Annotated in this window: 14 protein-coding genes, 1 tRNA gene and 1 pseudogene; 12 read left to right on the forward strand and 4 right to left on the reverse strand. The window is 67.6% G+C overall.

The genetic code is table 11. The annotated features are described in order from the left end of the window. The first annotated feature begins 178 nt into the window (after positions 1-178). Complete coding sequence (locus G3A50_RS22705; protein ID WP_246251847.1) at positions 179-934, forward strand: DUF930 domain-containing protein; 756 nt, start codon at positions 179-181, stop codon at positions 932-934. Positions 935-936: 2 nt separating this feature from the next. Here the strand turns inward: G3A50_RS22705 and G3A50_RS17960 are convergent, their stop codons facing one another. The 3 genes and pseudogenes from G3A50_RS17960 to pabB all read right to left on the reverse strand — a co-directional run bounded on the left by G3A50_RS17960 (position 937) and on the right by pabB (position 3,859). Then, on the reverse strand, positions 937-1,746 hold the full coding sequence (locus G3A50_RS17960; RefSeq protein WP_163076520.1) for an aminotransferase class IV: 810 nt from the start codon (positions 1,744-1,746) through the stop codon (positions 937-939). Positions 1,747-1,880: 134 nt separating this feature from the next. Beyond that, positions 1,881-2,447: pseudogene (locus G3A50_RS17965) on the reverse strand (anthranilate synthase component II); the annotation flags it as partial. An 11-nt stretch (positions 2,448-2,458) separates the two neighbouring features. Then, on the reverse strand, positions 2,459-3,859 hold the full coding sequence (gene pabB, locus G3A50_RS17970) for an aminodeoxychorismate synthase component I (protein WP_163076522.1): 1,401 nt from the start codon (positions 3,857-3,859) through the stop codon (positions 2,459-2,461). 200 nt (positions 3,860-4,059) lie between these two features. Here pabB and G3A50_RS17975 point away from each other — a divergent pair, with 200 nt between their 5' ends. The 7 genes from G3A50_RS17975 (at position 4,060) to G3A50_RS18005 (ending at position 9,624) form a co-directional block, all read left to right on the forward strand. Continuing rightward, positions 4,060-5,046 (forward strand): tripartite tricarboxylate transporter substrate binding protein BugD, encoded by a 987-nt coding sequence (locus G3A50_RS17975; RefSeq protein WP_163076523.1) that lies wholly within the window; start codon positions 4,060-4,062, stop codon positions 5,044-5,046. A 110-nt stretch (positions 5,047-5,156) separates the two neighbouring features. Beyond that, positions 5,157-5,636: a tripartite tricarboxylate transporter TctB family protein gene (locus G3A50_RS17980; protein ID WP_163076524.1), complete on the forward strand. Its 480-nt coding sequence runs from the start codon at positions 5,157-5,159 to the stop codon at positions 5,634-5,636. Between the two features lie 15 nt (positions 5,637-5,651). Continuing rightward, positions 5,652-7,151, forward strand: coding sequence for a tripartite tricarboxylate transporter permease (locus G3A50_RS17985; protein WP_163076525.1), 1,500 nt, complete (start codon positions 5,652-5,654; stop codon positions 7,149-7,151). Between the two features lie 88 nt (positions 7,152-7,239). Continuing rightward, a tRNA-Lys gene (locus tag G3A50_RS17990) sits at positions 7,240-7,315 on the forward strand. A gap of 471 nt (positions 7,316-7,786) precedes the next feature. Next, positions 7,787-8,143: a hypothetical protein gene (locus G3A50_RS17995; protein WP_163076526.1), complete on the forward strand. Its 357-nt coding sequence runs from the start codon at positions 7,787-7,789 to the stop codon at positions 8,141-8,143. A gap of 63 nt (positions 8,144-8,206) precedes the next feature. After that, complete coding sequence (locus G3A50_RS18000) at positions 8,207-9,097, forward strand: transglutaminase family protein (RefSeq protein WP_163076527.1); 891 nt, start codon at positions 8,207-8,209, stop codon at positions 9,095-9,097. A gap of 53 nt (positions 9,098-9,150) precedes the next feature. Next, a complete protein-coding gene (locus tag G3A50_RS18005) occupies positions 9,151-9,624 on the forward strand; it encodes an HXXEE domain-containing protein (RefSeq protein WP_163076528.1) in 474 nt (157 codons plus the stop codon). Between the two features lie 11 nt (positions 9,625-9,635). Here G3A50_RS18005 and G3A50_RS18010 read toward each other — a convergent pair whose 3' ends face one another. Further along, complete coding sequence (locus G3A50_RS18010) at positions 9,636-10,733, reverse strand: alkene reductase (RefSeq protein ID WP_163076529.1); 1,098 nt, start codon at positions 10,731-10,733, stop codon at positions 9,636-9,638. Between the two features lie 171 nt (positions 10,734-10,904). On the opposite strand from G3A50_RS18010, the gene G3A50_RS18015 reads away from it, so the two are divergent. The 4 genes from G3A50_RS18015 (at position 10,905) to pncB (ending at position 15,630) form a co-directional block, all read left to right on the forward strand. Further along, on the forward strand, positions 10,905-11,366 hold the full coding sequence (locus G3A50_RS18015; protein WP_163076530.1) for a MarR family winged helix-turn-helix transcriptional regulator: 462 nt from the start codon (positions 10,905-10,907) through the stop codon (positions 11,364-11,366). Positions 11,367-11,377: 11 nt separating this feature from the next. Further along, on the forward strand, positions 11,378-12,565 hold the full coding sequence (locus G3A50_RS18020) for an HlyD family secretion protein (RefSeq protein ID WP_163076531.1): 1,188 nt from the start codon (positions 11,378-11,380) through the stop codon (positions 12,563-12,565). 113 nt (positions 12,566-12,678) lie between these two features. Beyond that, complete coding sequence (locus tag G3A50_RS18025) at positions 12,679-14,241, forward strand: DHA2 family efflux MFS transporter permease subunit (RefSeq protein WP_163076532.1); 1,563 nt, start codon at positions 12,679-12,681, stop codon at positions 14,239-14,241. A 96-nt stretch (positions 14,242-14,337) separates the two neighbouring features. After that, positions 14,338-15,630: a nicotinate phosphoribosyltransferase gene (gene pncB, locus G3A50_RS18030; RefSeq protein WP_163076533.1), complete on the forward strand. Its 1,293-nt coding sequence runs from the start codon at positions 14,338-14,340 to the stop codon at positions 15,628-15,630. Positions 15,631-15,910: the final 280 nt, after the last annotated feature.

Below are 15,910 nucleotides of genomic sequence, written 5' to 3' on the forward strand. Positions count from 1 at the left end.
CCGTTGATCTGCGGGGCGGCGTTTTCATTTCGGGCATTTGCGGGGCGGGGGAAGCCATATTGATGTCGGGCCGGTAGGCGACACAGGGGGCTCCCGCCCGCCCGAATGAGCTTGCGATGCCGCGCGCCAGTACCTGTCTTCCCGCATGACGGACGCGTGGAGCGTGTGGCTTCCTCAGGTGAGCGATGAGGACGGTGCGGCGCGTGTGACCGCGCTTTTGCCGGCGCGTGAGGCGCGTGTGGATCTCCTCGCCTCGTTCGCGCTCCACGGGGCGCTGCTGGCGCTGCTGATACTGGCCGCTCGCCCGGTACTGACGCCGCCGGATGTGCCGGGGATCCAGACCGAGGTGATCAGCGAGCGCGATTTCGAGGCGCTGCGCGGCGGGGTGGCATCGCCCCCCGCGCCGACGGCTTCAGAACCGGCGCTCCAAGAGCCAGCCCTCCAAGAGCCGGCGCTCCATCCGCCCGTTCCTGCGTCGCCGCCGGCTGTCCCGCCCGGCTCGCCGTCCGCGGCGGTGCGCCATGGCCGTGCGGCGACGCCGCAGCCGGAGATGATCCGCGCGACGCGGATGCTGTCGGAGCAGGCGCTGGACAGCCCGCGCAGCCGTGGCCTGCGCCGTTCCCTGGCCACCCTCGCCGGCGATGAGCGCATGGCCCAGCTTTGCGATCTGGAGGCGATGGAGCAGGTGCAGGCGTGGAACGCGAGCTTCCAGCCCGATCGGCTGGTGGACTATGCGCTGTCCGATACCCGGATGGAGGGCGACACGCTCGTCGCCCATGGCGGCGCTTTCCGCAGCCGGCGCCAATGGTACGAAATCTCGTTTCGTTGCGAGCTGGACCCCAGCCAGCGCAAGGTCATCGGATTCGCCTTCCACGTCGGTGAGGCGATCCCCCGCGACGAATGGGCGATCGATAATCTCGCCGCCAGCCGGTGATCTCAGCGCACCGGCAGCGCCACGCCGCTCTCGCCCGTGAGGCGGGACAGGAGGGCGGCCTGCACCCGGTCGAACACGTCCTCGTCCCGCGCCAGTTCGGTGCCGTCCAGCGCGGTCACCGGGCGCAGGAAGCGCACGCTGTTGGTGAGCAGGACCATGTCGGCGCCGAACAGGGCCTCGGGCACGACGGGGCGTTCCTCGATCGCCAGGCCGAGCGCGGGGGCCACCTCGATCACCAGCGCCCGCATGATGCCGGGCAGGCAGCCTTCCGACAGGCAGGGCGTGATGAGCCGGCCCGCGATCAGGACAAACACATTGGCGATGGTCGAGCAGGCGACGCGCCCGTCGGTGTTGAGGATCAGCGCGTCGTCCGCCCCCGCCATCGCGGCCTCGCGCGCGGCGAGGATGTGATCGAGATAGCCGAGGGTCTTCAGATTGGCCGAGGGGGAAAACGCGTTGCGCCGCCCGGTGGCGGTGATCAGCCGTGCGGGCTGGCCCATGAGCGAGGCGGTCCAAGGGGCGGTGGTGACAAGGAGCGTCGGCTCGCCGGCCTGTGCCGGCCACAGGCCCCGCCCCGCAGGTCCGCGCGTCACGGTGGTGCGCAGGATGGCCGGTTCAGGCGTCAGCGCGGCGTCGAGCGCGGCATCGAGGCGGGCGGGATCGAGGGCGATGCCGATGGCGTGCGCGGCGTCGAGCAGGCGTGCGACGTGGCGTTGGCGCGCCAGCATCTGCCCGCCCAGCGCCAGCGCGGTGTCGAAAAGCCCGTCGCCGAGGGTGAAGCCGCGATCCTGGGTGCTGATGGTCTCGCTCACGCGGGCTGCTCCTGGTCCCGGCCGTCCCGTGGGCGGGCGGCGGGGTTCGGGGCGGTCGGGTTGGGGGCTGCCACGTCTCGGGCTGTCACGTCCTGGGCCGTCACGTCCTGGGCGGCGTCCCGCAGCGTCCCGAAGGATCTCGCCAGGGAGAGAAAATTCGCCAGCAGGTCGTAGCCGTGGTCGGTGAGCACCGATTCAGGGTGGAACTGGACGCCATAGGTCGGGTGCTGGCGATGGGCGAGGCCCATGATCTCGCCATCCTCGCTCCAGGCGGTGGGTCGAAGCGCCGTGGTGTCTTCCAGCTCGACGGCCAGCGAGTGGTAGCGCGCGGCGGGGAAGGGGGTCGGCAGGCCGGCGAAGACGTCGCTGCCCAGATGGTGGACCTGCGAGGCGCGCCCGTGCATCGGCTCTCCCGCGCGCACCACACGGCCGCCAAAGGCCTGCCCAATGCACTGGTGGCCGAGGCAGATGCCGAGAATGGGCAGGCGGCCGGAAAGCGCGGCGACGGCGGCGAGCGAGACGCCGGCCTCGTTGGGCGAGCAGGGACCGGGGGAGATGACGAGGGCGTCCGGCCGCAGCGCCTCGATGGCGCCAAGGTCCAGCGCGTCATTGCGCGCCACGTCCACCTCGGCGCCCAGCTCCGTGAGGTAGCGGGCCACGTTGAAGACGAAGCTGTCGTAATTGTCGATGAGCAGGATCATGGCGCGGCCGCTCACACAGGGGCCCGGAAGGCACGGAACAGCCGTTCGGCCTTGGTGAGGCTTTCCTCATGTTCGGCCGCCGGCTCGGAAAGGGTGGTGATACCCCCGCCGACGCCGAAGCTGGCCTCGCCCTTCTCCACCGTCACGGTGCGGATGGCGATGTTGAAGTCCATGGCCCCGTCGAAGCCGATATAGCCGATCGAGCCGCAATAGACCCCCCGCGGGCGCCCCTCCAGCTCATGGATGATCTCCATGGCGCGGATCTTGGGGGCGCCGGTGATGGAGCCGCCCGGAAACGAGGCCGCGAGCAGGTCCAGCCCGTCGCGGCCGGCGGTCAGTTCGCCGGTCACCACCGACACCAGATGATGCACATTGGCGTAGGTCTCCAGCCCGCACAGGCGCGGCACCTTCACCGTGCCCGGCCGGCAGACCCGCGAGAGATCGTTGCGCAGCAGGTCGACGATCATCACGTTCTCGGCGCGGTCCTTTTCGCTCGCGCTCAGCTCCCGCCCGCGATGGGCGTCCAGCGTGGGCTCGACCGACCGTGGCACCGTGCCCTTGATCGGGCGGGTTTCCACCTCGCGGCCACTGAGACGGACGAAGCGCTCGGGCGAGGAGGAGGCGATGAGGCGGTCGGTGTTGACGATCAGCGCGGCGAAGGTCGCGGGATTGGCGCGGCGCAACTGGTCATAGAGCGCGAAGGCGTCGACCTCGCCGATCTCGGCGGTGAAAAGCTGGGTGAAGTTGGCCTGAAAGATATCGCCGGCGCGAATATAGTCGATCACACGGGCCACGGCCGCGCGGTAGGACGCCGCGTCGAAATTCGAATGCCAGTCGCGGGCCACGGCGGCGGGGCCGAGCGCGGGAAGCGGGCCGGCAAGCCGGGCCGAGGCTTCCTCCAGCCGCTCGCGGGCGCGGCGGGCGCGGCGCGTGGGCTCGCTTTCCGGCCAGCCGGTCGAGATGACGAACGCCCTCTTCGCCAGAGTGTCGAAGGCCAGGACCAGATCGTAGAAGCCGAGATCGATCTCCGCGCCCTCGCCGGGCTCCGGCACCGGGGTGGGGAAGCGGTCGAACAGGCGGCCGGCCTCATAGGCGAAATAGCCGGCGGCGCCGGCCTGGAAGCTCATGGCGCCGGGCAGGCGGGGCTGGGCGAAGGCGGCGAGCCGGGCGCGCAGCGCGTCCAGCGGGCGCCCGTTCTCGCGGGTGCCGTTCCAGCGCGCCTGCCCGCCCTCGACGCGGAAGCGGGCGAACGGATCGGCCATGACATAGGACCAGCGCCCCAGCAGGGGGTGCGTCATGGCGCTGTCGAGGAAGGTCAGCCCCTCGCCATCAGCGGGCGCGATGCGGCGCGCCGCTTCCCAGGGCTCCTGGTAGGCGATTTCCACGACGAGGGGCGGCGGTTCGTGAATCATCCAGCAAATATGGAGCCTGCGTTCGCGTCTTCCTAGATCGCCCTTCAGTCAAAGAAGCAACGGGAGGGCGGAAAACTGTGGCGTCTAGTTCGAAAGAGCAGCTTGACGCTTCGTAAGACCAGTGCTCGCTTGTCGGGCTGCAAACGACGCCGGAAGAGCGCCGTCGCGCATACGTCATAGCGACATTCTGGGAGGAGTGCATGAAGAGCCTTAAAGCAGCCGCCGTCGCGCTGACGGCGCTGGTCGCTGGCGCGATGCCGTTCGGCGCCGCGACGGCGCAGGACTACCCGGACCGGACCGTGACCATGGTGGTCCCGTTCTCGGCCGGCGGTCCCACCGACACCGTCGCGCGCCTCATCGCGGAATCGATGTCCCGTTCGCTCGGCCAGCAGGTGATCGTGGAGAATGTCGGCGGCGCCGGCGGCACCCGGGGCGCGGGCCAGGTCGCCAAGGCGACCCCCGATGGCTACACCGTGCTGCTGCACCATATCGGCATGGCGACCGCGCCGACGCTGTATCGCAAGCTGCCCTACAACGTGCTGAACGACTTCGAGGAAGTCGGGCTCGTGACCGACGTGCCGATGACGATGATCGCGAAGGCCGATCTCGAACCGACGGACGCCGCCGCGCTGCTGGCCTTCGTGAAGGACAAGAAGGACGCGGTGATCTACGGCAATGCGGGCGTCGGCTCGGCCTCGCATCTGTGCGGCATGCTGTTCATGTCGGCTGTCGGGGCGCAGATGACCACGGTTCCCTATCAGGGCACCGGCCCGGCGATGAACGACCTGATCGGCGGCCAGATCGACCTGATGTGCGACCAGACCACCAATACCACGGGCCAGATCAAGGCCGGCAAGGTGAAGGCCTATGGCGTCACCACTAAGCAGCGGCTGAAGTCGCTGCCGGATCTGCCGACCTTCGAGGAAGGCGGGCTGCCCGGCTTCGAGATCGCGGTGTGGCACGGCATCTACGCGCCCAAGGGCACGCCGAAGCCGGCGATCGACAAGCTCAACGCGGCGCTGGTGGCGGCGCTGCAGGACCCGAAGGTGATCGCACGCTTCGCCGATCTCGGCACCGAGCCGGTCGCGCTCGATCGCGCCACGCCGGAGGTGCACCGGCAGTTCCTGGAGGCCGAGGTCAAGAAGTGGAAGCCGGTGATCCAGGAAGCCGGCGTGTTCGCCGACTGACGCCGCGCGGCTGGCCTCCTCCTGCCGCCCGTCCACCCGCCCGGCCCGGTGCCGGTGGGCGGGCCGGCGCGCGGCGATCGACCTTGGCTTTCTGACCGGGAACCCCCCGCATGACGCGATTCGTGAAGTCGCCGAAGGATGTCGCCACCGGCCTCCTTCTGATCGTGACGGCCGCCTTCTTCGCCTGGCAGGGCGCGGACCTGCCGATGGGCCGCGCCATCAAGATGGGGCCGGGCTATTTCCCGATGGTATTGGCCGGGCTGCTGGCCTTCTTCGGCCTCATCGTGCTGGTGGGCGGCCTGACCTCCGGCGCCGCGCAGGGCGAGCCGATCAATGTGCGGCGGTGGCCGTGGCGGGCGCTGATCCTGGTGTCGGTGGCGGTGACGGTGTTCGGCGTGGGGATCCGTCCGTTCGGCCTCGGCCCGGCCATGGGGCTGGCGGTGTTCATCTCCTCGCTGGCCAGCCACCGCTTCACCTTCGGCAGCGGCGTCGCCATGGCGCTGGTCATGGTGGCGTTCTCGTGGGCGGTGTTCATCAAGGGGCTCGGGCTGCCGCTGCCCATGCTCGGTCCCTGGCTCGGCGGCTACTGAACCGGAGCGCATGCGGTGGAAATTTTCGACAATCTCGCGCTCGGGTTTTCGGTCGCCTTCAGCTTCCAGAACCTCATCTACTGCTTCATCGGCGTGCTGCTGGGCACGCTGATCGGGGTGTTGCCGGGCCTCGGGCCGGTGCCGACCATCGCCATGCTTCTGCCGATCACTTTCGGCCTGCCGCCGGTGGCGGCGCTGATCATGCTCGCGGGCATCTATTACGGCGCGCAATACGGGGGATCGACGACGGCGATCCTGATCAACCTGCCGGGCGAGAGTTCCTCGGTCGTCACCGCGATCGACGGCTACCAGATGGCGCGGCAGGGGCGGGCAGGGGCCGCGCTGGCCACGGCGGCGCTGGGCTCGTTCTTCGCCGGCTCGGTCGCGACTTTCCTGCTGGCGGTGTTCGCGCCGCCGCTGTCGGATCTCGCGCTGAAATTCGGACCGCCGGAATATTTCGCGCTGATGGTGCTGGGCCTCGTCGCCTCGGTGGCGCTGGCCTCGGGTTCGGTGATCAAGGCGCTGGCGATGGTGGTGCTGGGCATCCTGCTCGGCCTCTCGGGGCAGGATGTCTACACCGGCACGCCCCGCTTCACCTTCGACATACTGGAGTTGGCCGACGGCATCGAATTCGTCGCGCTGGCCATGGGCGTGTTCGGCATCGGCGAGATCATCCGCAACCTGGAGGACGAGCACAGCCGCACGGTGATGGTGCAGAAGGTCAAGGGCCTTTTGCTGTCCAAGGACGATATCAAGCGAATCATCGGGCCGGTGGTTCGCGGCACCTTCCTCGGCTCGTTCCTCGGCATCCTGCCGGGCGGCGGGGCGGTGCTCTCGTCCTTCGCCGCCTATTCGATCGAGAAGCGGATATCGCGCTATCCCGCGCGCTTCGGCAAGGGCGCCATCGAGGGCGTGGCGGCACCCGAATCAGCCAACAATGCGGGTGCGCAGACCTCCTTCATCCCCATGCTGACGCTCGGCATCCCGTCCAACCCGGTGATGGCGCTGATGATCGGCGCGCTCATCATCCAGGGCATCGTGCCCGGCCCGAACGTGGTGAGCGAGCAGCCCGACCTGTTCTGGGGCATCGTCGCCTCGATGTGGATCGGCAATTTCATGCTGGTGGTGCTGAACCTGCCGCTGATCGGGGTCTGGGTCCGGCTGCTCACCGTGCCCTATCACATCCTGTTCCCGCTGATCGTCGGCTTCTGCTGCATCGGCGTCTACAGCGTGAACAACAACGAGTTCTCGGTCTACACGATGGCCCTGTTCGGGTTCATCGGCTACGTGCTGGTGAAGCTGGACTGCGAGCCGGCGCCGCTGCTGCTTGGCTTCATCATCGGGCCGATGCTGGAGGAATATCTGCGCCGGGCGATGCTGATCTCGCGCGGCGATCCAACGGTGTTCTTCACCCGTCCGATTTCCGCGACAATGCTGGGTTTGGCGGTGTTCGCGCTGGCCGTGGTGCTGCTCCCCTCGGTGCGCCGGAAGCGGGAAGAAGCGTTTAAAGAGTGAAGAAGGTGAGCGGCGGGTATGGACACGCCCTAACAGCTTTGCTAAACGACCGCGGCTCGCGGGGCTCAACCCCGCGTCGATCGGTTCCGGGCGCATAGCTCAGTTGGTAGAGCAGCTGACTCTTAATCAGCGGGTCCTAGGTTCGAGCCCTAGTGCGCCCACCACCTAACCTTCAGGACAGGTTAGGTCTTCCTGGAACCGATCTTCACTCTTCCACACGATTTCATCATCCGGCCGAAATTTCTTGTCGCTGTCCGCCCCAGTGGGCGTCGCGCCGCGCGGGCGTTGCTTTCGGCCGCCGCCATACCCATCTATCGTGCCCCGGTCGAACCTTTCTCGATCGCGTGGGAAGGAGTTCCTGCCATCGACTCGACATCCATGATCTGCGCGCATTGCGAGCGTTGCGGCCGTCGTTCGGCTCTCGCGCCCGGTAATTCCGCGTTTCTCGCGGCGCCGGACGAAGAGGCACCGCGTGTGCGTTGCGACATGTGTGGCTGCCGGCGGGTGCGGCTGTTCCGCGCCAACAGCCCCGTGGAGATGCTGGCCTTTCTCAACGGGCGCATCTGACGCCGCCGTTTGAACAAACCGCGTGCTGGCGCGTTGAGAGACGCACGTCAGGCACAAGGAGGCGCATCATGGCCGAAGGTAGCAAGCAACCCGAAGGCACGGGCTCGAACGGCACCAATCCCAAGGGCACTCGCCCGAGCGAAGCGGCCAAGGCCGTTTCAGGGGCGAGCGACACGGGCGCGAAGGCCGCCTCTTCCAAGACGGCAGCTTCCAACCCGACAGCTTCCAACCCGGCAGCTTCGAACCCGGCTTCCGCCCGTTCCGCCGCGTCGCGCCCGGCAGCGGCCCGCACGGCCTCCGAATCGGCGGCGATGCGCAGTGCCGTATCCGCGCTGCCGGGGCTTCCCGCGCGCCGCTATTCATTCAATGCTCTGATCACCGTGGGCGTTCTAGGATTCATCGTCGGTCGCCTGTGCGCCCGGTAGAATCGCTGCTCTCGCCGATTCCGGCTGCTGGCGGTGGTCCCGGCACCTTTCTGGAAAACAAAAATGCAGACCCTTATCGTCCGGCACGTCACGCATTACAGCTACGCCAACCCGGTCGAATTCCAACCCCACCGACTGATGCTGCGGCCGCGCGACAGCCACGACCTGCGCCTCGTCGCCGCCGAACTCTCGATCTGGCCGCACGGTAACGTGCACTGGTTGCACGACGTGTTCGGCAACTCCGTCGCCACCGTCGATTTTCTCGAGCCCTCCAACGAGCTGAAGATCGAGAGCGTGCTGACGCTGGAGCGCTTCGGGCTCGGCTGGCCGGCGTTTGAGCTCGATGAGAGTGCGCGCGACTACCCCTTCGTCTATTCCTCCGACGACCGCATCGATCTCGGCCGCATGCGCGACTGCCATTACCCGGACCCGGCCGGGGAGCTGGAGAGCTGGGCCAAGGGGTTCATCGCCACGCGCCCGACGGACACGATGGCGCTGCTCACCGACATGAACAACAGCATCCATCGCGGCTTCGGCTACCAGATGCGCCACGAGCAGGGCACCCAGGCGCCGCTCGACACGCTGAGGCTGGGAACCGGCTCCTGCCGCGATTTCGCGCTGCTGCTGATCGAGGCGGCCCGCGCGCTCGGCTTCGGCGCCCGCTTCGTGACCGGCTATCTCTACGATCCGGCGCTGGATGGCGACGAGTCGAACGTCGTCGGGGCCGGGGCGACGCATGCCTGGGCCGACATCTACCTGCCGGGCGCGGGGTGGGTGGAGTTCGACCCGACCAACGGCACCATCGCGGCCGACAACCTCATCCGTGTCGCGGTGACGCGTGACCCGAGCCAGGCGGTGCCGGTCGCGGGCGGCTTCACCGGCATGATCGGCGATTATCTCGGTATGAGCGTCGACGTCTCTGTGCGCTCCCAGGCCGAGCCGCTGGCGGCCTGACCGGCTTCTCGGTTAAATCTCCCCGCCGGGCAGTTTCGGGCGGGGAGAGGGCAATGAGCTTTCAGGTCTGGGCCTGGCTGGCGCTGCTGGCCTACATGCTTCACATCATGGAGGAGTTCGCGTTCGACTGGCGCAACTGGGCGCGCGACGTGCTCAAGCTGCCGGTCGAGTGGGGGGATTTCCACGTCGCCAATGCGGCCGTGGTGGTGCTGGGCTTCGCGCAGGCGCAGATTTCCTATGCGCTGCCGGTCGCCGCGCTCGCCTTCGCCACGCTGATGCTGATCAACGCGACCTTCTTCCATGTGGTGCCGATGATGGCGGCGCGCGGGCGCTTCTCGCCGGGGGCGTTCACAGCCGTGCTGCTGTTCTTCCCGGTGTCGCTCGGCGTCTATCGCAGCGCGGCGGCGGAAGGCCAGCTGTCAGCGCTGACCCTCATCGGGGCCATCGTCGGCGGGGTGTTGCTGGCGGTGTACCCGCTCGTCCTGCTGCGGCTGAGGAGCCTGCCCTATTTCAGGCAGGCCCCCTAGCCGGGCCGTCCTCAGGCGCCGACGCTCTCCAGCGTGGGATAGTCGATGTAGCCCTTGGCGCCGCCACCATAGAGATGGTCGCGGTCGAGCTCGTTGAAGGCCGCGTCCTGCTTCAGGCGCTCAACGAGATCCGGGTTGGAGATGAAGAGCTTGCCGAAGGCGACGAGGTCGGCCTTGCCGGAGGCGAGCGCCTGTTCGGCCATGGCCTTGTCGTAGCCGTTATTGACCATCCAGGTGCCGCTGTAGCGCTGGTGCAGGGCCTCGAAGTCAAAGCCGGGCACCACGTCGCGCGGGCCGCCGGTGGCGCCCTCGATCATGTGGACATAGACCGGGGCGATCGTCTCCAGCACGTCCATGACATGGGCGAAGAGCGCGGCCGGGTCGCTGTCGGTCAGCCCGTTGGCCGGGGTGACCGGGGAGATGCGCACGCCGGTGCGGCTGGCGCCGATCTCGCCGACGACGGCCTCCATGACTTCCTTCAGGAACCGCACGCGGTTCTCGATCGAGCCGCCATAGGCGTCGGTGCGCTGGTTGGCGCCGTCGCGCAGGAACTGGTCGATCAGGTAGCCGTTCGCGGCATGGATCTCGACGCCGTCGAAGCCGGCGCGGATGGCGTTGGCGGCGGCCTTGCGGAAGTCGTCGACGATGCCGGGGATCTCGTCGAGCGTGAGCGCGCGGGGCTCGTCGACCTCGACGAAGGTGTTGTTCACGTAGGTCTTGGTCTCGGCGCGGATGGCCGAGGGCGCCAGCGGGGCGGCCCCGCCGGGCTGTAGCGAGCGGTGCGAGACGCGCCCGACATGCCAGAGCTGCACGAACATGCGCCCGCCCTTGGCGCGGACGGCGCTGGTGATCGCCTTCCAGCCCTCGACCTGGGCGTCGGTGAAGATGCCGGGCGTGTCCTGGTAGCCCTGCGCGGTGGCGGAGACCTGCGTGGCTTCGGTGACGATGAGGCCGGCCGAGGCGCGCTGGGCGTAATACTCGACCGCGAGCGGGGAGGGCACCAGCCCGGCGACGGCGCGGTTGCGCGTCAGCGGCGCCATGACGATGCGGTTCGCCAGCGTGATGTCACCGAGGCGATAGCTTTCAAACAGGTCGGGTGTGGAGGTCATGCTCAGATCCTTCTGGACCATGTGAGGAGTAAATCTCGGGGGACATAAGCATTGCGGTGCAGCATGCCAGGGGTAATCCCCGCGCGGGGCAGACATGCGAAATTCGCATAACATATCATATCGACGCATATAATAACGCGAGTTATATTATGCCTCGTAAAGGAGGTGGTGATGCCCCATCTGCCCGAGGACGACATTCTCACGGTCATTCACGAGGTCGCGCATCTGATGCGCACCCGTTTCGACCAGCGCGCCCGCGCCCATGGCATGACGCGCGCGCAGTGGGTGATCCTGGTCAAGCTGCGTCGCGGCCCGGCGCCGACACAGAACGAGCTGGCCGCGATGGTCGAGGTGGAGCCGATCACCGTCGCGCGCCTGATCGACCGTCTGGAGGCGCGTGGTTTTGTCGAGCGTCGCCATGACCCCGAGGACCGCAGGGCCTGGCGTCTGCACCTGCTGCCGGCCGCCGAACCGATCCTCGAGGAGATCGCGGTCGCGCGGGCCGAGATGCTTGCCCAGTTGCTGGGAAGTGATGTGGACGCGCGGGAAGCCGCCTCCACCGAGACCACGCTGCGCAAGATGAAATCGAACCTGCAATCGGCGGACGGGCGCTCCTGCGCCGCCGTCTCCTGAAGAGAACCGCCATGCTCGACCGTACCCGCACGCCCGGCGATGCCGAGGCCCCCAACGAGACCCTTTCAACTGCCGCGACCCCGGTGGCGGCGCCGCCGCTTCAGCCGGCGCTGGCGCCCAAGCGCCGCTCGCGGCTGCGTTCCGTGCTGATGCTGGGCGGCATCGCCGTGGTGGCGATCGGCTCCGGCTATTTCTGGCTCACCGGCGGTCGCTACGTCTCGACCGACGACGCCTATGTGCGCGCGGCCAAGCTGATGGTGTCGACCGATGTCTCGGGCCTCGTGAGCGATGTCGACGTCAAGGAAGGCCAGAAGGTGAAGGCGGGCGATGTGCTGTTCCGCATCGACCCGCGCCAGTACCAGATCGCGCTTGAGAATGCGCGGGCCAACCTCGCCGAGACCGCGCTGGATCTGAAGGCGGAGAAGGTCGACTACCAGCGCATGCTGAGCGACATCGCGGCGCAGGAGGCGACGGTCGACAACGACCAGGCCACCTTCGACCGCTACGCCACGCTGGTGAAGGACACCGCCGCGCTGTCCAAGGCGCAGTACGACCAGGCGCGCTTCGCCCTTGAAGGTGACCAGCACAAGCTGGATGCGCTTCGCCAGCAGGCCCAGGTCGCCCTCGCCAAGCTGGGCGGGAACCCCGACGTCGACGTGGAGCAGCACCCGCAATATCTGCAGGCCAAGGCCGCGGTCGACGAGGCGCAGCGCCAGTTCGACCACGCCACGGTGCGTGCGCCTTTCGCCGGCACGGTGACGGGCGTCGACAGCCTCCAGCCCGGCCTCTACCTCGTCGCCGCCACGGCGGCGCTGACCAACCAGGGCGCGGTGGGATTGGTCTCCAGCGCCAAGGTCTGGATCGATGCCAACATCAAGGAAACCGACCTCACCTATGTGAAGCCCGGCGACAGCGTGGATGTGACCATCGACGCGTATCCCGGCCGTACCTGGAAGGGCACGGTCCAGAGCATCGCCCCGGCGAGCGGCTCGGAATTCTCGATCCTGCCGGCGCAGAATGCGAGCGGCAACTGGGTCAAGGTGGTGCAGCGCGTGCCGGTGCGCGTGGTGGTGGAGAGCGCGGCCGCCGAGCCCGGTTCGCCCGCCGCGCCGGACTTGCGCGCGGGAATGAGCGCGCAGGTGTCGATCGACACCGGCCACGAACTCTCACTGCGGCAGACGCTGACCGGACTGATCTGACGGGCCGGGAGGCCGGCCGCGAACCGGAACAACGTCAACACGGCCCGCTCGCCTGACGGGTGAGCGGACGGCAACGCCGGCAACGGGTAGCCCCGATCCGGAGGTTCATCATCATGTCCACCACAGCTGCGATGCCCGCACAGGTTCCGGCCGACAAGGCCGGGACGACCCGGATCCTGGTCACCATCTGCGCCATGATGGCGACGCTGATGCAGGCGCTGGATTCCACCATCGCCAATGTCGCGCTGCCTTACATGCAGGGCTCGCTTTCGGCGACGGCGGACCAGATCACCTGGGTGCTGACCTCCTATATCGTCGCCGCCGCGATCATGACCGCGCCGGTGGGCTGGCTGTCGGCGCGCTTCGGCCGCAAGACCATCTTCATCGTCAGTCTCGTCGGCTTCACCGTGGCCTCGATGCTGTGCGGGGTGGCGCAGTCGCTGACGCAGATCGTGGTGTTCCGTCTCGCGCAGGGCGTCTTCGGCGCCGCGCTGGTGCCGCTGTCGCAGGCGACCATGCTCGACCTCTATCCCGAGGAGCAGCGCGGGCAGGCAATGGCGGTGTGGGGCATGGGCGTGATGCTCGGCCCGATCCTGGGCCCGACGCTCGGCGGCTGGCTGACCGATGCCTATAACTGGCGCTGGGTGTTCTATGTGAACCTGCCTTTCGGCGTGCTCGCGACGACCGGGCTGGTGCTGTTTCTCAAGGATGAGAAGCGCGACAGCGGCCTGCGCTTCGACTGGATCGGGTTCGGCGTGCTCGCGCTCGGCATCGGTGCCTTGCAGCTGATGCTGGACCGGGGCGAGCAGAAGGACTGGTTCGGCTCCACTGAGATCATCGCCGAGGCGGTGCTGGCCGGGCTCGGCCTCTATCTCTTCACCGTCCACATGATCACGGCGGAGAAACCGTTTCTCAGCCCGCGCCTGTTCAAGGACCGCAATTTCGTGAGCGGGCTGGTGATCATGTTCGCCATCGGCATGGTGCTGCTGGCGACCTCGGCGCTGCTTGCGCCCTATCTCCAGCGTCTGGGCGGCTACCCGGTCGCGACGGCGGGCCTGCTGATGGCGCCGCGCGGCTTCGGCACGATGATGGCGATGATGGTGGCGGGGCGGCTGGTGTCGAGAATGGACCCGCGGTGGCTCATGCTGCTCGGGCTCGGGCTGATCGCCTGGAGCCTGTGGGACATGACGAGCTGGAATCCGGATGTCAGCGCCTTTGGGCTGCTCTCCAACAGCATCTTCCAGGGAGCGGGGCTGGGCTTTGTGTTCACGCCCCTGACCGTGGTCGCCTTCGCCACGCTGGCGCCGGAACTGCGCACCGACGGCACCTCGCTGTTCAGCCTGGTGCGCAATGTGGGCAGCGCGATCGGCGTGTCGGTGACCTCGTTCCTGCTGGCGCAGAACACCCAGATCATGCACGCCTCGCTCGCCGCGCATGTGACGCCGTTCAACCGGATGCTCCAGTCCGGGGGCGCGTTCGAGTTCTGGAACATCGCCAATCCCGCGACGCTGGGCGCGCTCAATGCGGAGATCACCCGCCAGGCCACCGCCATCGCCTATCTGGACGATTTCAGGTTCATGATGTGGGTGACGCTGCCCACCGCCCTGCTGCTGCTGCTGATGCGGGCCCCGCGCAAGACGCCCGGCGGGCAGGCCCATGTCGAGGTGCTGGACTGAGAAGAGAGGGCGAACGGAGCCTTCCGCGCGTTCGGCGCTAGGAAGGGCCGGTCCGCTTCGGCTAGAAGGGGGGACCCGCAGTTTCAGAGCCCCGCCATGATCGACATCGCTTCCCGCGTCTATAACCACACCTGGAAGATCGACCCGATCGTGCGCTCGGTGCTGGACACCGATTTTTACAAGCTGCTGATGGCGCAGACGATCTATCGCCGCCATTTCCAGACCCGCGTGACCTTCGGCATCATCAACCGCACGTCGCAGATCCGCATCGCCGATTTCGTCGACGAGGGCGAACTGCGCGAGCAGCTCGACCATGTGCGCTCGCTCTCGCTGACGCGGGGCGAATCGACCTGGCTGCGCGGCAACACCTTCTATGGCCGGCGGCAGATGTTCTCGCCCGACTTCATGGCCTGGTTCGAGGGCTTCCGGTTCCCGGACTATCATCTGGAGCGGCGCGACGGGCAGTACGAGCTGACCTTCGAGGGGCCGTGGATCGAGACTACCATGTGGGAGATCCCCGCGCTCGCCATCATCAACGAGCTGCGCTCGCGCGCCGTGCTGCGCAGCATGGGGCGGTTCGAGCTGCAGGTGCTCTATGCGCGCGCCATGACCCGCGTATGGGAGAAGGTGGAGCGGCTGCAGCGGCTCGGCGATGTAAACGTGGCCGATTTCGGCACCCGCCGGCGCCACGGCTTCCTGTGGCAGGACTGGTGCGTGCAGGCGATGATGGAAGGGCTCGGCGAGCGCTTCCTCGGCACCTCGAACTGCCTCATCGCCCTGCGCCGCGAGGTCGAGGCGACGGGCACCAACGCCCATGAGCTGCCGATGGTCTATGCCGCCCTTACCGACAGTGACGCGGCGCTGGCCGAGGCGCCCTACAAGGTGCTGGCCGACTGGCAGACCGACTATGAGGGCAATCTCAGGGTGATCCTGCCCGACACGTTCGGCACCGAGCATTTTCTCGCCCACGCCCCCGACTGGGTGGCGCGCTGGACCGGCATCCGCATCGACAGCAAGGAGCCGATCGAGGGCGGGGAGGAGGCGATCGCCTGGTGGCGGGCGCGTGGGCAGGACCCGCGCGAGAAGCTTGCCATTTTCTCCGATGGCCTCGATATCGACGACATCGAGCGGATCTACCGCCATTTCAACGGCCGCATGCGGATGGGCTTCGGCTGGGGGACGCTGCTGACCAACGATTTCCGGGGCTTCGCGCCGGACGGGGCGCTGGATCCGATCTCCATCGTCTGCAAGGTGATTTCCGCCGACGGCCGGCCGACCGTGAAACTGTCGGATAATCCGACCAAGTCCATGGGCCCGCCCGAGGAGGTCGCGCGCTATCGGCGGGTGTTCGATTCCAAGCCGGAGCACGCCCGCGCGGTGCTGGTGTGACGCGGTACGCGGGTGCCCAGTTTGGAGGTATTAAAATATGCTGAAAGATTCGAATTAATTGCCGACCAAGAGTTGCCGCAATCTGCGGTCAGGTTGATATTTCAAGGTCTGTGGTTTTCTTGCATCAAGCGCCTGATGCCTTTAGTTAGGCATTGAGCTCAGAACGGTGGTGCGGAACGGGCGCGGCGGTCTTGCGACGGCGGCCCACAACGAACTGGACGTAAGGCATGCGAAGTGGTCAGCACCGTGCAACCGAACATGAGGCCACAGGTGTTACCCG

This window comes from Ancylobacter pratisalsi, assembly GCF_010669125.1.
Classification (GTDB): domain Bacteria; phylum Pseudomonadota; class Alphaproteobacteria; order Rhizobiales; family Xanthobacteraceae; genus Ancylobacter; species Ancylobacter pratisalsi.

Coding starts and splice junctions, on each gene's coding strand:
- G3A50_RS17980 (WP_163076524.1), top strand. CDS start 5,157: ATGACGCGATTCGTGAAGTCGCCGAAGGATGTCGCCACCGGCCTCCTT.
- G3A50_RS18010 (WP_163076529.1), bottom strand. CDS start 10,733: ATGACCTCCACACCCGACCTGTTTGAAAGCTATCGCCTCGGTGACATC.
- G3A50_RS17975 (WP_163076523.1), top strand. CDS start 4,060: ATGAAGAGCCTTAAAGCAGCCGCCGTCGCGCTGACGGCGCTGGTCGCT.
- pncB (WP_163076533.1), top strand. CDS start 14,338: ATGATCGACATCGCTTCCCGCGTCTATAACCACACCTGGAAGATCGAC.
- G3A50_RS17995 (WP_163076526.1), top strand. CDS start 7,787: ATGGCCGAAGGTAGCAAGCAACCCGAAGGCACGGGCTCGAACGGCACC.
- pabB (WP_163076522.1), bottom strand. CDS start 3,859: ATGATTCACGAACCGCCGCCCCTCGTCGTGGAAATCGCCTACCAGGAG.
- G3A50_RS18000 (WP_163076527.1), top strand. CDS start 8,207: ATGCAGACCCTTATCGTCCGGCACGTCACGCATTACAGCTACGCCAAC.
- G3A50_RS18025 (WP_163076532.1), top strand. CDS start 12,679: ATGTCCACCACAGCTGCGATGCCCGCACAGGTTCCGGCCGACAAGGCC.
- G3A50_RS18015 (WP_163076530.1), top strand. CDS start 10,905: ATGCCCCATCTGCCCGAGGACGACATTCTCACGGTCATTCACGAGGTC.
- G3A50_RS18020 (WP_163076531.1), top strand. CDS start 11,378: ATGCTCGACCGTACCCGCACGCCCGGCGATGCCGAGGCCCCCAACGAG.
- G3A50_RS18005 (WP_163076528.1), top strand. CDS start 9,151: ATGAGCTTTCAGGTCTGGGCCTGGCTGGCGCTGCTGGCCTACATGCTT.